A 17,724-nucleotide genomic window follows, 5' to 3' on the forward strand; every position below is an offset into this window, starting at 1 on the left:
AATGCAAAAAGTACTACGATTAAAATCAGAATTTGAACGAATCGTTCATCGAGCAGATGAGATACTCGTAGCATCTGCCATGTTAACCTCAGACGGTGTGGGGTATTTTGATAATCGTAAGAAAGACTGCATTTTCAGTGTTTTGGTTGGTATAGATTTACCTACCCAACCGAAAGCTCTTCAAAAATTGCTTGATGATAGCATTGATGCAAAAGTACATAACATAAAAGGGCAATTTTTTCACCCTAAGGTATATCTATTCAGAAATGGCGAACACTGGACAGGATTTGTCGGTTCGGGCAACTGCACTAGGGGCGGAATTGAATCTAATTTGGAGATGACCCTCAAAACTGAGGATGAACATGTTACCGCCGATTTAGTAAAATGGTTCAATTTATATTATCAAAAGCACGGCACAAATCTTACCCAAGAGTTTATTGATGATTACGAGGTGCTCTTTAGTGCTCGTAAATATCTCGAGGAAGAACTGAGAGCCAAAGTCTCTAGTTTTAAAAATGAAACAGGAGTTTCCAAAGGCCGGAGGAAGCTGTCTGACTACGTTTTCACCAATCAATTTTTTCAGTTTGAGCATTATAACGCCTTCACAGGCCGCAAGCCCATTTTAGATACTCCGGAGACAAGGCAGGAACGATTTAAGGTCCAAGAAAAGCTTCTCGAGCTTCATAAAAAATTGTATCCCGAAATTCAAAAACGGGGTTGGGATGTTTATGAACACCACATGCCTCAACACATAACTTCCTCTTATAGACATAATGAGCGCGCTTCAAAAGAGCTGGATGCCCTATGGCTTCACTATGGACGTGGTGAAGAAGAGTTAGCGGCGTACCAAAATGCCTATGGAGATAATATGACCTCACTATTTCACATGCGACTGGAGGTCTTGGTGTTCAAGAGTCATCTTTGGATAGAACTTCGTGTTGGTAAAAGAGATGGCAGCTATCCTGACCGAGGCTATATCAAAGAACAGCTTAAATCGAATAAAGTCTTTACCTCAGAGTATTTGATGTTGCTTCAAGAATTGGATAAGCCATTTACGCTGACCATTGCTAACCAAGAGGTCCCAGTACATGATTTTGAAGATAAAGAGGCTCTAAAACAATTTACCCTACAAGACAATCCTAGCAAGTATTATTTCAGGATTGGCCGGGAATACCAGCCCGATGACAAAGCCATATCCAACCAACAAATTGTAAGTACCATTATGAAAGATTTTGAAAAGCTATACCCTATTTACCAACTATTTAAACATAGCCTTTAATGCAAAAAACGAATATCATACATAGTAACGAAGTAGTAGGCGAAAGACCTGGCTATAAGCATACCAAGATAGGTTGGATTCCAAATGACTGGGAAATTTTTCGCTTTGATGAAGTTTTTCAATTTATTCCTACTTATTCATTTTCTAGAAATCAACTTACTAAAACGCTACCTAATGATAAGGATGTTTTTAACATTCATTATGGCGATATACATACTTCATTCCAAAATGAGCAACTTGATTTCGATAAGGATATAGAGGTTGCTAGCCTTGTGAATTCGACTATGGATCTTGAGAAATTTAAGCTTTTACAAGAGGGAGACTTGGTGATTGCAGATGCTTCTGAGGATTACGAAGGAATTTGCGATTCTGTTGAATTGAAAAATGTCAAAAACAGAAAAATCATAGGTGGGCTTCACACTTTTGCTGTTCGAGATAATAGTGGATTGACGGCAAATGGATATAGAGGCTTTATTTTTAAAAACGAAAAGGTAAAACACAACCTTAAGAGAGTTGCGACTGGTATATCTGTTCTTGGTGTATCAAAATCCAATATTTCAAAAATACTGATTCCCCTTCCCCCTGCGGAAGAGCAAGTTGTCATATCTAAAGCTCTTTTGAAATGGGACACCGCAATCACCAAACTAGGCAAACTTATCAAAGCCAAACAAAAACGTAAAAAAGGCTTGATGCAGCAGTTGCTTACGGGTAAAAAACGGCTTCCTGGATTTTATGGGGAATGGGAGAAAACAGGAGCGGGGAACATTTTTAAAAGTATTTCTGTTAAGAACAAACCTTTAGAGAGATTATTATCTGTAACACAAGACAAAGGGGTGATTCCTAGAGAAGATTTGGACGGAAGAGTTACAATGCCTTCAGGTAAATTGGATTCGTTCAAGTTAGTTGATAAGGGAAATTTTGTTATCAGCCTCAGGAGTTTTCAGGGCGGATTGGAGTATTCTGAATATAAGGGATTGGTTAGTCCGGCATATACTGTACTTCAAGAGGTAAAAGAAATTGACCAGTCTTTCTACAAGTATTATTTCAAGAGCTATGAATTCATTGAAAGGCTATCAATTGCCGTAATAGGAATTAGAGACGGTAAACAAATCAGCTATTCAGATTTCTGCACGGTTAAAATCCCAAACATTAAACTAAAGGAACAAAAGGCAATTTCACAAGTGCTTGCTACAGCTGATAAGGAAATTCAATTGTTACAAGAGCAACTGGAGCAAATGGAACTACAGAAAAAGGGTATGATGCAGCAGTTATTAACGGGGAAAAAGAGGTTAATTAATAATTAGAATAATATGGGCTTATTAGGCAAGAAATGGAACACGTATCACACCAAAGGCATTAGAAAGAAGTATGTTTTTAGATATATGGATGAAGCAAAGGTCACAAGCTTTTTGAAGTCAAAAGCACTTTATATGCCAGCGATGTACCGTTTCGATGATAAGCTTGAAGGAATATCCACCTACGATATAACGGAGGTAAGAACGGCCTATGACATATGTTTCGTTGACGACGAGAAAGAAATTAATCCAAAAATGCTGGCAGATTGGAGAGATCTAAAAACAAAATCAAAAAAGAAGCTGAGTGACATAGGTCATAAACTGAAACTAACACAGTCTGCACACTATGTGAGTTGCTGGTTTAACTCGGACCGCGAATCAGATGGGATGTGGAGATTCTATGCCCGAGAAAATGGATTTGCCGTCAAAATAGATTGGAAAGTGTTTCAAGAGACTATTAAGAAGTCGGTTGAATCGAATATTCCCAGCAAAGACCAAAGGGTCGTTGTTGGAAGGATAAAATATCAGGATTATCCAAGGGTAATCGAAAATGAACAGGCGAATACTGTTCTGTATTTGGCATTCAGAAAGGATGAATCCTTTGCGCATGAAAATGAATACAGAGTGGTTGTGATAGATACCACCAGTACCGAAGACAAGCCAGGGCATTTATTGTACAAACTGGACAATTTCGATGATTTACCCATTACAATAATTATACACCCCGCAATGAATGAAGGCTTATTTCAAAAATATAAGAAACAGTTTGAATCCTTTGGTAAAAACATCACTGTTCGAAAATCTGAACTAGAACCGTTCTATCAGTTTTACGACAGGTTAAACGAATAAGTATTATGGCGTATCAAAATGAGACAATAAGGACCCCTGAGGGTATAAATGAGATTTATGTTTGGTCAGAGGAAACACCAGATGAAAGGCATTTGGCTTATCAAATAGACAGGGAGAACAATAAGATAATCTTTTATCCTTTTCCCGAGGACAATATGCAGATTACTTCTATAGTCTTAGATGGGTTCAATAGATTACCAGATGAATTCACACGAAATGGTTACGTAAAAGGTGGTGTGATGTATTACCTACAAAAGAAATGTAGAGAGGCAGGAACAACAGAGCTTATTATTGAAAATGAAGGTGATAGAATGTGCAGGAATTTCAGAGGAGGAATAAGTCGAATGAAAATGCCGTATTCAGATTTTCAAAGGCTTAAAAATCAGCTTTCGAGTATTAAAACCGAATCACAGAGAATGCGCAGTACTTATGTTGATGAATTCTTTCATGATTTATACCCTAATCGGTTTGAAGTAGAAGAATCAACAACGCACGTTCGGAGAAGGAGAATAATTGAAAACTTAAGTCCAGATATTATTAGTGATTTCAGCACTGATGAGATGCAAGCTTTGGAGAATTTTTATGCTTCTCTTATAGAAGGCAGATACATTTCCGTTCCACATAAATTAAGATTAGTCAAAAAAACAAAGTTAAAGTTTGATTCTATCGCTTTGGATTCTGTTATCTCTAGATATGAGGCCTTTTTGGCTGATGAAACTAAAAGCGAAGCCAATTGGGGTGCTTTTTTAAAGGAAAACTTATTCTTAATAGACTCAAAATATATTCAAGCTATACCGGAGGTTATACTTACGCTTGTAAGAGCCAGACAAGTTGATTTTGGGCTAATGGATTATGATAGTTTTCTAGACATTTTTGAGATTAAGAAACCTACTACCAATTTACTTGCAGCTTCACAAGACCGGAATAATTATTACTGGCATACAGATGCAATTAAGGCCATAATGCAAGCCGAAAAATACTTGCATTATGCTGGTATTCGCGCAGAACAGTTACAAAATGATTTACGACGACAAGATGGTTTTGCAAATGTTCAAGTATTAAAACCAAAAGTATCCTTAATAATAGGGAAATCAGACCAACTAGACACGGAACAAAAAAGAGAGGATTTTAAAATATTAAGAAACTCTCTAAAAAATGTTGAAATCATCCTTTACGATGAGTTATTAAAGAGAGCTCAAATTCAAAGAGAAAGAATATTTTAATGGAAACACCATCATTTAAAGAAGACCATATTTCGCAAATCCCAGCTTTACAACTGCTAATTAAGATGGGGTATACCTATATAAATCAGCAAGAAGCCACTGAAGCTCGAGGTAACAAACTGTCCAATGTATTCCTTGAAGATATACTGCGAAAGCAATTACATGAAATTAATTCAGTTAAAGTGTCCTCCACCAAAGAAGTACCCTTTAGTGATGGCAATATTGAAAGTGGCATCATTGCGTTACGAGATATGCCGATGGTAGATGGGTATTTGACTACTTCACAAAAAATATACGAGCTACTCACTTTAGGGAAATCATTAGAGCAGATTGTGGATGGCGACCGTAAAAGCTTTGACTTACACTACATAGATTGGAAAAACCCAAAGAATAACGTTTTCCATGTAACCGAGGAATTTAATGTACTCCGTAGTGGACGAAAAGACCATTATCGACCAGATATTGTCCTGTTTGTTAATGGTATTCCACTAGCTGTTATTGAATGCAAACGTCCTGACATAAAAGAACCCTTAGAGCAAGCTATTTCCCAGCAATTGCGCAACCAACAAGACGATGGCATTAGAAGTTTATATGCGCTCTCACAATTACTCATGGTTCTCACGGTAAACGAAGGTAGCTATGCTACTACGGGTACAGAACCTAAGTTTTGGGCAAAATGGCTAGAAAATTTTCGTTCACAAAAGGAAGAGACAGAATACCAGCAAGATCTATTTCAGCTAAAAAACAAACCGTTACCCAAAGAAATCAATGAACAGCTGTTTACCGAACGTTTCAAATATGTGAGAGCCAATTTTGAGCAATTGGACAATGAAGACATACAACCTACTCCACAAGACCAGTACTTATATAGTTTGTGTAGACCAGAACGATTGTTGGAACTGGCATATGATTTCACCTTATTCGATAATGGAGCAAAGAAGATAGCGCGTTATCAGCAATATTTTGCCATTAAAAAAGCTATGGCTCAGCTTACAATACTTTCTGAAGGGAAAAGGAAAGGTGGCGTGGTTTGGCATACTCAAGGTAGCGGTAAATCATTGACCATGGTGATGTTGGCACAGGCTATAGCCATGGAACCAACAATAAAAAATCCAAAAATTATATTGGTCACCGATAGAACAGATTTAGATAGACAGATAACAGGGACCTTTCAAAAATGCGGTTATGATGATGTTGAAAATGCAAAGACAGGTGCTCAGTTGGTAGAGCTGTTGGAAAGTAAAAGTGATGCTGTGGTAACTACCATAATCAACAAGTTTGAAACAGCAGTTAAACGAATCAAGACTCCGTTGGAAAGCCCTAATATTTTTGTTTTAGTTGATGAAGGCCATCGTACCCAGCACGGTACTTTTAATATTGAGATGCAAAAGACACTTCCTAATGCGTGTTTTATTGCATTTACCGGAACACCCTTGTTCAAAAAGGATAAGAATACATTATCCAAATTCGGAACTATCATTGACAGCTATACGGTTGACCAAGCCGTAAGAGATAAAGCAGTAGTACCACTACTTTACGAGGGAAGACATGCACTTCAAGATGTGAATGCAGCACCTTTGGATAACTATTTCAATATGATATCCGAACCTTTGACACCTTATGAAAGGGCAGATTTGAAAAAGAAGTTTAGTAAAGCAGACCAACTAAATATCGCGGAACAAAAGATTTATGCCATTTGCTGGGATATTTCAAAACATTTTCAAAAGAACTTTCAGGGAACTGGTTTCAAAGGGCAGGTGGTATGTCAAAGCAAAGCTTCTGCAGTTAAATACAAGAATTTCTTGGATAGTATAGGCATAGTAACTTCTGAGCTGGTCATTTCACCTCCTGATGAACGTGAGGGTGAAGATTCCGCTTTTGGACAAACACCTGATTCCGTCAAACAATTTTGGTATCGTATGATGGATGAACATGGCTCGGCTAAAAAGTACCAGCAGAATATTGTAAATCGATTTAAAAATGATAACCATCCAGAATTGGTAGTTGTTGTTGATAAGCTTTTAACTGGATTCGATGCTCCCAATAATACGGTGCTCTATTTAACCAGAAAACTTTTAGGTCATACCCTTTTACAAGCTATCGCCAGGGTTAATCGGGTTTATCCTGACAAGGATTATGGTTATGTAATTGATTACTATGGTGTGTTGCAAGAATTGGATAGCGCTATAAAGACGTATTCCACATTCGAGGATTTTGACGAAGCACAATTGCAAGGGACAATTACCAACATAAATGATGAAATAAAACGATTGCCGCAAGTACACTCCGATATTTGGCAGTTGTTCAATAGTATTGAAAACAAGAAAGATGCTGAAGCATATCAACAACTGTTGAGAGATGAAGCCATTCGGACCAAATTTTACAACAGGTTATCGAATTATGCCAGAATCCTGAAATTGGCGTTGTCTTCTATTGAATTTCATAAGACAACTCCGCAAATTCAATTGGATCGATATAAAGAGGACTTAGCATTTTTTGTAAAGCTTCGTAACTCAGTTATATCGAGATATTCCGATAAAATCAACTATAAGAAATACGAAGGACAAATTCAGAAATTAATTGATACACATATTCCAACGGAAGGGGTAGTTAAATTAACAGATTTAGTTAACATTTTTGATAAAGAAGCCTTTGAACAAGAAGTTGAAAAAGTGGTTGGAAAGGCGGCTAAAGCTGACATGATTGCTTCTCGCACCTCAAAGCACATCAGTGAAAAAATGGAAGAAGATCCGGCTTTTTACAAAAGATTTTCTCAGTTGATAAAAGAAACTATTGATGACTATCTGCAGAAAAGAATAACTGAAGCCGAATATCTTAATAAAATGGAAGAAATTATGGATGCCGTTTTAAACAGAACAGATTCCGAACTACCAGAGTCATTAAAAGACAAAGGTGTTGCTCGGGCTTTCTATGGTATTTCGTTAGAGGAATTTGAACCTAAGCTTGATGACAAAACCCAATTGAAGATAGTATCCGAAACTTTAGCCTTAAAATGTGATGAAATAATACAAAGGCTTAGAAAAGTTGACTGGGCTAAAAGTATTGATATACCAAAGAAAATGATATTTCTAATAGGAGACTTTATTATTGATGAAATAAGAGACAAATATGATTTAAAGTTAAGCTTCGAAGATATTGATAAGATAGCTGAAAGGATGGTTGACGTGGCAAAAATTCGATACAAATAATGAAACAGGTAATGCAATTTGGATCAGAGGTAATTGAGTATCAACTAAGCTTTGTTGAGCGGAAAACCTTAGGAATAACCGTTCAACCTGATAGGGATATTTTGGTGAAAGCTCCCATGGGAAGTTCGATAGACAAAATACAAGCTAAGATCCGTAAAAAAGCACCTTGGATTTTAAAACAGAAAGACCATTTTTTATCCTTTGAACCTAGAATACCAGAAAGACGTTATGTTTCAGGTGAAACCCATTTATATCTAGGTAGACAATATCAACTCAGAATCGTAACTGATACAAATGAGGAAAGGGTTAAATACACTGGTCGTTTTATTGAAGTCCATACCCAAGAAAAGGCCAAAGTCGAGAAAATGGTATTGGATTGGTATAAAGTCAAAGCTCATATTTGGTTCAACAAATTAGCTGATTCCTTGATAGATAGATTTAAAAAATATAATGTATCCCCTAAAAGTGTTGAAATCAAGCTTATGAAATACCGCTGGGGCTCTTGTTCAAATAGGGGTAGGATTTTATTAAACCCAGAATTGATTAAAGCCCCCAAAGCTTGTATTGAGTATGTCATAATACATGAACTTTGTCATCTAGTGCATAGAGACCACACCAAGGCTTTCTTTGATTTACAAACTAGGGAAATGCCTGACTGGGAAAAATGGAAAAACAAACTTGAAAATACTTTAGCTTAAACCGACCAGAATGAATTTATACAATACCAAAGAGAAAAAGCTTAAAAGCGTAAAAGAAAAGCCCTTTAAACTAGAAAAGGAGATTCAATCCCTCTTTGAAGATAACCTTGAAATAATAATGGGATTGCAACTTGTAAAATCTGAATTTTCTATTAAAAGTAAACGGATAGATACTTTGGCTTATGATATTCAATCCAAAGCCTTCGTAATAATTGAGTATAAGCGAAGTAAAAACATCAGTGTCGTTGACCAAGGATTCACATATTTAAGTTTAATGTTGGAAAACAAGGCTGATTTCATTGTGGAGTACAATGAAACCCAAAAGCGCACATTAAAACGTTCTGACATTGATTGGAGCCAAACAAGAGTCATCTTTGTATCAACAGGCTTTACCGATAACCAAAAAACAGCTACCAATTTTAAAGACATTGCAATCGAGCTCTGGGAAGTAAAAAGATATGAGAATGATTTAGTAAGTATTAATCAAGTCAAAAAGAGCAAGTCAGCAGAAAGTATTAAACCACTTTCGTCCAGAAATCATCAATTAGAAGCAGTAACAAGAGAAATCAAGGTTTACACAGAAGATGACCACCTAACTGACAAGTCTGACACTATTGTAGAATTATATGAAACCTACAGAGATGCTATTGTAGGACTTACGAATGATATCGAAATCATCCCCAAAAAACTATATATAGCTTTCAACAAAAACAATAGGAATATCGCTTATCTACACTTGCAAAAGAAAAATATCAAACTTTGGATTAATGCCAAATGGGGTGATATTAAAGACTCTATGGAAATCTCGAATAATGTAGCTAATAAAGGACATTATGGTTATGGGGATTATGAAATAGATCTAAAAGATGATGCCCAACTTGAATATGTTTTGAGCTTAATCAAACAAGTGATTTGATTTTATGACACTACCCTTTTCAATTAAGTTCAAATTTCTAACTAAGGTATAGTCAAAAAGACTGTTATTGTAATTTACGAATAACAGCCTTTAAAACATGATTTAACTTTCGTCGCCAAAATAATTCGGTAGACGAGTTTCAATTTTGCTTATCCATGGTTTAACACTTTTATTTGTTAGTTTTTGAAGTATTTTCAAAGAATTGCTCATTTCTATGCAGGTATCGGTTATGGTCTTTTACCATCAGGATTGTTATTTTTTTTTAAATTTCCCTACTAAATCAAACCAATAAAAATGAAAAGAATTTTACTGATATCAATCATTGTCTTAGCTTTTTTTGGATGTAAGAACAACCAAAGTAAATCAAGGGCTTTGACTGAAATAGCTGAACCAAAAGGTGTTGAAAACATTGCTTACAAATGGGGCGAAATGGCCTTGACAGCAACGGCAAATGACACCGAAAGATTTCAACCCAGACCAACAATTACATCACGTTATTTAGGTCTAATTTTTGTCGCCATTTTTGATGCTTGGTCGAGATATGATGACAAAGCAATTCCAGTTTATTTGAGCAATGTAGACAGACAACCAGAAAACGAACAATCCTTAAAAAATAAAGAAATTGCCATAAGCTATGCCGCTTTTAAGGCTATGAATGAATATTACTACTCAGATAAAAAACTTTTTGAGGATTTTATGAGGGAATTGGGTCTGGATCCTAACAATGAAAGCCTTGACCCTAACACTCCTGAAGGAATTGGCAATTTGGCGGCCAAAGCCGTAATTGAAGCTCGAAAAGGAGATGGGGCTAACCAGTACGGTGAAGAAGAAGGCTCAAATGGCGAACCTTATTTCAATTATGTAGGCTACGAACCCGTTAATTCTGCTGATAAGAATGTTGATGCCAATCGTTGGCAACCCAAATATTTCTCAGATGGTAAAGGCGGAAAGTTTGCCCCAGGCTGTTTGACACCTTTTTGGGACAAGGTTAAACCCATTGCACTAAAATCAGGAGACCAATTTAGACCAGGTCCACCACCAATGATAGGTTCAAAACAATTGGAAAAAGAAGTACAAGAAGTTATTGAAATGCAAGCCAGTTTGACCGATTATCAAAAAGCGCTGGTTGAATTTATGCGAGACGGCCCTCAATCAGTACAGCAAGCTGGGCATTGGTTGAAATTTGCGCAAGATGTTTCTAGAAGAGATAACCATACACTTGACCAAGATGTGAAAATGTACTTCTATAACCAAGTGGTTGCAATGGATGCTTTTATTGCCTCTTGGGATTCAAAAATGTTTTATGATTATGCACGACCCTATGCACTTGTACACGAATATTATGACAGCCAAAAAATAAAAGCGTGGGGAGGAGAAGGAAAAGGAATCATAGAAATGGAAGGGAAACAATGGCGACCCTACTCACCTGAAACGTTTTTATGTCCCCCTTTCCCAAGCTATGTTTCAGGTCATAGCACCATTAGTGGAGGATGTGGAGAAGCATTGAAAATGTGGACAGGAAGTGATGAATTTGGTTCAAGTGCCGAATTAGTGGCGGGTGCAATGACAGAGCCTGATAATTTAGGGGATAAAGTAACCTTAGAATTCCCGACTTTTACCGAAACAGCAGAAATGGCAGGAATATCGCGAGTTTTAGGCGGATACCATATTCAAGCAGACAATGTTGCTGGATTGGAACTAGGACGAAATGTGGCGAAAGAAGTTTGGCAATTCTATAAAGAACATATTGGTGAAAAATAATTGGACAAATTAATATTGTAGGCAATAGCCTATTTTTAATTTATTAAAAAAGACTGCTATCCTATCTGGGGCAATGGCAGTCTTTTTTTTTGCTTTCAGTCTTCAACTAAATTTTGGATTAAATCGCAATTTTGCACAATAGTCTTTTAACACCTTTTTTCATAGATTTTTGAACTATTTGTAAAGAATTGCACATTTTTATGCGCTTATTTGATTGCGATTTAAGGTGTCTTGTAAGCTATTCATATCGTCACGTAACTTTTTTTCAACCACATTGGCATAAATCTGAGTGGTAGAAAGTTTGGCGTGACCCAATAATTTGGAGACTGTGGCGATGGGTACGCCATTAGAAAGAGTCACCGTAGTCGCGAAGGTATGGCGGGCAATATGACAGGTTACTTTGATGTCAATCTCACATTTTCCTGCGATTACTTTTAAATACTGATTCATTTTTTGATTAGAACATACAGGCAACAATCGAATAGACTCTTCAAAGTTTTCATACTTCTTCAAAATTGCTTTCGCCTTATCCAACAAGGGTATTTTAACAGGTTCATCACTCTTTTCTCGGCAAAATGAGAGCCACAACATCCCATCAATACCCATTACAATATTATCCTTGGTAAGTAGTTTCACATCGATATACGAAAGTCCCGTATAGCAACAGAATACGAACACGTCACGCACCCTATTCAATTTTGCACTTTCCAGTTCTTCCGTTTCAAAACGTTCCAATTGTTGTTCAGTCAAAAATCCATTCTTGAACTTGGTATAGGAAAGCTCATATTTTTCAAAAGGATGCTTATCGATCCAACCTAATTTATGTGCAAAGCCCATAAGCTTATTGAGTCGTTCAATATGCTTCATTATCCCATTGTTCTTAAGGGTTTGCGATTTGCTGAGATGATTTTTTGGGTTTTGCAAATACAATTCAAAATCGACCACAAAGCTATACTGGATATGCTCCAATGGTAAATCTGAGGCTTTGTATTGCTTCTTTACAAAGGCAAGTAAATAGGCCTCGGTAGTCTTATAATTCTTTAGCGTACCCTTGGCAAGTTTGACCTTGTTTTTTTCATAATGATACTTTGACAAGCCTAGTAAAGTTTCGTTATTATGGTCTGTGCCTTGATAACGGGCTTTTACAGCTTGTGCAGTAACAAAACGACCTTCTCTGGTCAGTTCTTTGTAGGACTCCTTTAAATCAACTTTGATAGTATCCAATTCATCGTTTAAGCTTCGAGCTTTTAAAGTCCTCCCAATTGCCCTTCCCGTTTTGCTATCCCATTCATCGATAGGGTAAAATAAGTCTGTACTAAATTCTGCACGTTTTCCATTTACAGTAATACGCACATAAATGGGTGCACCATTATTCTTCTTTCTGGCTTTAACTAGCCGAAACAAAATTTTGAAAGTTTTTGAAGTTTGCATTTCCTTTCGTTTTAGGTTAAACATCCTAACACAAAAGTTAAATCACATAGAAAGTCACGCTTTCGCTAAAGAAGGTAAGGAAAAAAAGATAAGCAAACTGTTCCCGTTCTGTTCCCGAATTGTTCCCGATTTATTTGATTTTAAAACTAACTAAATGAAATCGAATTTTTGTTAAAACCCTGAATTTCATTTAGTTAGTAATCAATTAAAATCATTTAAAATGATTTTAGTCGGGGTGGCAGGATTCGAACCTGCGACCTCCTGCTCCCAAAGCAGGCGCGATAACCGGGCTACGCTACACCCCGGACTAGGTGTAAGCATCCTGAGGATGCTTTAAACGAAGGGTCAGATGAATTGACTACCTTCAATCTGTACTTTATAATTAGATAAGTACTTTCGTTGTTGCGGAGAGACTGGGATTCGAACCCAGGCAACGGTTGCCCGTTGACAGATTAGCAATCTGCTCCATTACCACTCTGGCACCTCTCCAATGTTAAAGAACATTGCCAAATATAAAAAGGATGGCCTTTGTTATTCAGCGGGTGCAAATGTACTTTTTCATTTCAAATAACACAACAATTTATTCAAATTTATTGTATTTTTTTTCACGACATTTTTAGGAGCTCGTTGAATAAAGATGTTAGCATTTATTTAACGTTCTAACCACCTTAATCTTATCTTAAAAAAGATTCATCTTAGCAAGATTATTGTAGTTTTAACACCATACTAATACTAACCTTAATTACACTAACTGATGAAGAACAGAAAAGTTTGGATTCCTGCACTTGTTGTACTCCTATTAGTTTCCTCTTATTTTTTAATAAGTAGCAAAGATGACGAAGATATTATGCTCACTGCTGAGGTTACTTCAGGAGAATTCATTGATGAAGTATTTATTTCCGGAGAGCTTCAATCAACAAGTCTTCAAAAAATAAAAGGCCCATCAAACCTTCGAAAATTTCGGTTGAATCAAGTTAAAATTCAGGATTTGGTACCGGAGGGCACCATTGTTAAAAAAGGAGATTACGTGGGCAAGTTAGACCCCAGTGGTGTTAATGAACTTATTTTAGATGCCCAGCTAAATCTTGAAACCGCCCAATCAAAATATACACAACAACAATTAGATACGACCTTAACTTTAAAGCAAGAACGCAACGCTGTAAAGGATCTTAAGTTTCAGATTGAAGAGACTCGGTTAGAATTAAAACAATCTATATATGAGCCGCCCGCTACCATAAGAAAACTCGAAATCAACTTAGAGAAAAAGGAGAGGGATTTACGTGAAAAAGAAGAAAACTATTCTATCAAAAAGCAACAGGCTGATGCTAAAATGATCGAAGTAGGAACAGAGGTCTCTAAAAATAGAAAGAAGTTGGAAGATTTAATGAATTTGCAAAAGACATTTACTATTTATACTGACAGTCCTGGAATGATTACGTATGTAAAAAATTGGGATGGCGCTAAAAGAAAAGTAGGCGGAAATATCAGTCCTTGGGATCCTGCAATAGCTAGTTTGCCAGACCTTACTAAAATGGAATCTAAAACCTACGCAAATGAGGTGGACATCAGAAAAATTAAAAAAGGGCTTGTAGTTAAAATTGGTTTTGACGCGTTTCCTGATATGGAAATTGAAGGGGTTGTAACTGACGTAGCGAATGTTGGAGAAAAGAAAAGAGGTTCAGACGTTAAATTATTTCAAGTACTCATCAAGCTAAATAATACAAATGATGCATTGCGACCAGGTATGACTACTAGTAACCGTATTATAACAAGTACCAAACAGGATGTGGTGAGTGCACCACTGGAATCAATCTTCACTAAAGATTCTACAAATTATGTCTTTAAAAAATCTGGATTTTCTGTTGTAAAGCAGGAGGTAAAATTGGGTGAGGCGAATAATGATCATATTATCATCGAAAACGGATTGGGTGCTGGAGATGTGGTGTATTTAAATAAGCCAGACGGATACGAAGATGCATCGATTAAGCCTATTGACTAATGATCGATAAGGTATTAATTGAAAAACTGAATGCAAGTATTCAGGAGGCACTTCGTGTAATTGCAGCAAATAAACTTCGAACATTTCTTACTGCACTTGGAATTATTTTTGGCGTTGGCGCCGTTATTACCATGCTAGCAATTGGTAAAGGAGCTGAAAAAGAAATATTGGCTCAGTTGGAGCTAATCGGTGTAAATAATATCGTAATCACCCCTATCAAAGATGTTGAAGAAGATGATAATGGCGGAGAAGAAGAAGGTGCTGAAGGAAAAGAAACTACTACAAGATTTTCAAAAGGACTGGATCTGCTGGATGCCCAAAGCATACTCTCGACCATCCCTTCTGTAAAAACAGTGAGTCCCGAGATCGTTATGGATAATTATATGATTCAGAATGGTCGGCAGCAAAGTATGAAGTTGATCGGGGTACAGGATAACTTCTTTAAAATCTCTGATATCGATATCGAGAAAGGGAAAAACTTTTCTAGACTGCAACAAGATAATGCCCTACCGGTATGTATTATCGGTAAAAATGTTGAAAACAAGCTTTTTACTGGGCAAAATCCACTAGGGAAAAGCATTAAGGTAGGTAATGTTTGGTTGAAAATAGTTGGTGTTATTGAGGAAAAATTGATCTCAACAGAAGCACAAGATAATTTAGGCATTCGTGATCTTAATCGAGATGTTTATATTCCTGTTAAAACCTTTCTTGTACGTTTCAAGGATCGAAAGATAATATCCGATGCGCCAATGCCTGAAGGTAATATAATGATTTTTGGAGGCGGAGATCAAGGTCCTAAAAAGAGAATTCCCCGCGGTAATTATCATCAAATAGATAAGCTTACTGTACAAGTACAAGAATCTTCATTTTTACAACCGACAGCCGATGTTATTGGTCGTATGCTTAAACGCAAACATAATGATGTTGCTGATTTTGAAATAACCATACCAATCCAACTATTAAAACAACAACAAAAAACGAAGCAGATATTCAACATAGTACTAAGTATTATCGCGGGTATATCATTGCTAATAGGAGGTATAGGCATCATGAATATCATGCTGGCATCGGTTCTCGAGCGAACAAAGGAAATCGGAATAATGAGAGCCATTGGTGCTACCAAACAAGATGTCGTCATGCAGTTTTTATCAGAATCAGTTTTAATCAGCCTTGGCGGTGGACTTATTGGGGTAATTTTAGGTATTGTCGCATCCATGCTTCTAGAAAAAATTTCGGGTATTGAAACCGTATTGACTATTAATTCTATCATTTTGTCATTTTTTGTAGCCACATCAGTCGGGTTAATATTTGGAATTTTTCCCGCCCGTGCTGCTGCAAATAAGAAACCTATTGAAGCCATTAGAAGTGAGTAACCGTATGAGAGTATTATTCCTATTTATTAGCTGTTGTATTTTTTCTTTAGAACTACAATCACAAAGCCAAACCATAACATTATCCGAGGCAATTAAAGTCGCCCAAAAAGAATCACCAGATTATCAGGCTGCAGTTAATCGATACCAATCAGGATATTGGGCCTACCGAAGATATAAAGCTGGTTTTTTACCCGGTTTACGATTAGATGCTACACTACCTAATTATTCAGAAAGGGTGCAACGAATTTTAAATGACCAAGGTCAAGATATTTTTGTTAACCAAAACCAAGCTGTGACTGATCTTAATCTGTCTTTACGCCAAAATGTACCATTTACAGGTGGTGTTTTTTCAGTGCAATCCCGCCTCGACCGGGTTGATATTTTTGGAGATAACAACAGTACCCGTTATAATATAGTTCCGTTCTCACTAAATTACTTTCAGAACTCACTGTTTTACAACCCTTTTAGATGGGATAAAAAGATAGAACCTTTGTTGTACGAGGAATCTAAGAGAGATTTTGTTGAGAAAATGGAAGATATATCACTTCGTACTTGTCGCCGATATTTTGGATTGCTTAGAGCGCAAATTCAACTAAAAATTGCCGAAACTAACCTAGCAAATCAGGATACGTTATACAAAATTGCACAAAACCGCTTTAAAATTGGTAAGATTGCTGAAAACGAATTACTACAATTGGAACTAAGTTTGTTAAATGCAAAGAATAGTAAAACAAACAGTGAGATAAACCTAAAACAAACATCTCAAAACCTAGCGCGTTTTCTACGATTAGAAACAGAAGATATTGAGTTGTCTATTCCTGAAAAATTACAAGATTTTGATGTGAGCACGCAAAAGGCATTAGAAGAGGCACAAAATAACAGAAAAGCTGTTATTGAATTTAGGCGAAGACGTTTGCAAGCAGAAAAGGAAGTAGCGAGGGTTAAAGGTACCAATCGTTTGCAAATTAACTTAAACGCTAATTTTGGTATATCGCAAAATGGTGAAGAGTTTGACCAACTATTTGGTAATTATCTTAGGCAACAAAGTGTAAGCTTAAGGCTTGGAGTTCCCATTTTTGACTGGGGCGTATCAAAAGCTGAACGTAAAGTTGCCGAGGCTGATCTTGAACTCACGAATACTAATATCGAACAAGATCAGGAAGCTTTCGAACAAGAAATCTATTTACATACACTCAATTGGTCTAATCAACGAACGTTTCTGGCGACCGCACAGAAAGCAAGAGAGGTGGCTGCTAAGCGGTATGACATTTCCAAAGCACGGTTTATCTTAGGGAAAATTACTATTACTGATCTTAATCTGGCGCAACAAGAAAAGGATATCGCTGCGGTCGATTACTTAGAATCCTTGGAAAAGTTCTGGGTAGATTACTATACCCTTCGCCGCCTTACTTTATATGATTTTATCGAAAAAGACAAAATACAGGCTGAAGATCTAATTTTTGATTAGCGAGTCGATACACCGATCAATTTGACGAATAACCAAGGTAAGCATCGTATCTCTGTAGGTTACGTTGATTATTTTCATTCTTTCGCTTCGTGAAATTACCAAATTGTTTTCGGGAACAATAACCTCAAACATCTATACAAAAGTAACACAACTTTATTTTTTTGTTACGAAATCGTTTTAGTTGTAATCACCTGATTTTTGGCTGATAATTGTCATTATTTCT

Annotated in this window: 12 protein-coding genes and 2 tRNA genes; 11 read left to right on the plus strand and 3 right to left on the minus strand. The window is 36.6% G+C overall.

Going from position 1 to position 17,724, the window contains the following annotated elements; translation table 11 throughout:
* The first annotated feature begins 1 nt into the window (after position 1).
* From ABN763_RS00565 to ABN763_RS00600, 8 genes are all read left to right on the plus strand, one after another.
* Entirely contained in the window at positions 2–1,279 is a 1,278-nt protein-coding gene (locus ABN763_RS00565; protein WP_410483455.1) for a phospholipase D family protein, read from the plus strand.
* Positions 1,279–2,583, plus strand: a complete 1,305-nt coding sequence (locus ABN763_RS00570; protein WP_410483456.1) for a restriction endonuclease subunit S — start codon at positions 1,279–1,281, stop codon at positions 2,581–2,583. The genes ABN763_RS00565 and ABN763_RS00570 overlap by 1 nt, the downstream gene beginning before the upstream one ends.
* 6 nt (positions 2,584–2,589) lie before the next feature.
* On the plus strand, positions 2,590–3,423 hold the full coding sequence (locus ABN763_RS00575; RefSeq protein WP_410483457.1) for a DUF2971 domain-containing protein: 834 nt from the start codon (positions 2,590–2,592) through the stop codon (positions 3,421–3,423).
* A 5-nt stretch (positions 3,424–3,428) separates the two neighbouring features.
* Positions 3,429–4,646 (plus strand): Shedu immune nuclease family protein, encoded by a 1,218-nt coding sequence (locus tag ABN763_RS00580; RefSeq protein ID WP_410483458.1) that lies wholly within the window; start codon positions 3,429–3,431, stop codon positions 4,644–4,646.
* Positions 4,646–7,855 carry a type I restriction endonuclease subunit R gene (locus ABN763_RS00585; protein ID WP_410483459.1) on the plus strand — a complete coding sequence of 1,070 codons (3,210 nt, stop codon included), beginning with the start codon at positions 4,646–4,648 and terminating at the stop codon, positions 7,853–7,855. The genes ABN763_RS00580 and ABN763_RS00585 overlap by 1 nt, the downstream gene beginning before the upstream one ends.
* On the plus strand, positions 7,855–8,553 hold the full coding sequence (locus ABN763_RS00590; protein ID WP_410483460.1) for a M48 family metallopeptidase: 699 nt from the start codon (positions 7,855–7,857) through the stop codon (positions 8,551–8,553). The genes ABN763_RS00585 and ABN763_RS00590 overlap by 1 nt, the downstream gene beginning before the upstream one ends.
* A gap of 10 nt (positions 8,554–8,563) precedes the next feature.
* Positions 8,564–9,469 carry a DUF5655 domain-containing protein gene (locus tag ABN763_RS00595; protein ID WP_410483461.1) on the plus strand — a complete coding sequence of 302 codons (906 nt, stop codon included), beginning with the start codon at positions 8,564–8,566 and terminating at the stop codon, positions 9,467–9,469.
* Positions 9,470–9,763: 294 nt separating this feature from the next.
* A complete protein-coding gene (locus tag ABN763_RS00600) occupies positions 9,764–11,230 on the plus strand; it encodes a vanadium-dependent haloperoxidase (protein WP_410483462.1) in 1,467 nt (488 codons plus the stop codon).
* Between the two features lie 198 nt (positions 11,231–11,428).
* Here the strand turns inward: ABN763_RS00600 and ABN763_RS00605 are convergent, their stop codons facing one another.
* From ABN763_RS00605 to ABN763_RS00615, 3 genes are all read right to left on the minus strand, one after another.
* Positions 11,429–12,661, minus strand: a complete 1,233-nt coding sequence (locus tag ABN763_RS00605) for a site-specific integrase (protein ID WP_410483463.1) — start codon at positions 12,659–12,661, stop codon at positions 11,429–11,431.
* Between the two features lie 230 nt (positions 12,662–12,891).
* Positions 12,892–12,966: transfer RNA gene (locus tag ABN763_RS00610), tRNA-Pro, on the minus strand.
* Positions 12,967–13,066: 100 nt separating this feature from the next.
* Positions 13,067–13,150, minus strand: a tRNA-Ser gene (locus tag ABN763_RS00615).
* Positions 13,151–13,415: 265 nt separating this feature from the next.
* On the opposite strand from ABN763_RS00615, the gene ABN763_RS00620 reads away from it, so the two are divergent.
* Genes ABN763_RS00620 through ABN763_RS00630 form a run of 3 tightly spaced genes read left to right on the plus strand, consistent with a single transcriptional unit; the run spans position 13,416 to position 17,501 of the window.
* Entirely contained in the window at positions 13,416–14,660 is a 1,245-nt protein-coding gene (locus tag ABN763_RS00620) for an efflux RND transporter periplasmic adaptor subunit (protein WP_410483464.1), read from the plus strand.
* Complete coding sequence (locus ABN763_RS00625) at positions 14,660–16,033, plus strand: ABC transporter permease (RefSeq protein WP_410483465.1); 1,374 nt, start codon at positions 14,660–14,662, stop codon at positions 16,031–16,033. The genes ABN763_RS00620 and ABN763_RS00625 overlap by 1 nt, the downstream gene beginning before the upstream one ends.
* Positions 16,011–17,501 (plus strand): TolC family protein, encoded by a 1,491-nt coding sequence (locus ABN763_RS00630; protein ID WP_410483466.1) that lies wholly within the window; start codon positions 16,011–16,013, stop codon positions 17,499–17,501. The genes ABN763_RS00625 and ABN763_RS00630 overlap by 23 nt, the downstream gene beginning before the upstream one ends.
* Positions 17,502–17,724 lie beyond the last annotated feature (223 nt).

This window comes from Spongiivirga sp. MCCC 1A20706, from assembly GCF_046524175.1.
Classification (GTDB): domain Bacteria; phylum Bacteroidota; class Bacteroidia; order Flavobacteriales; family Flavobacteriaceae; genus Spongiivirga.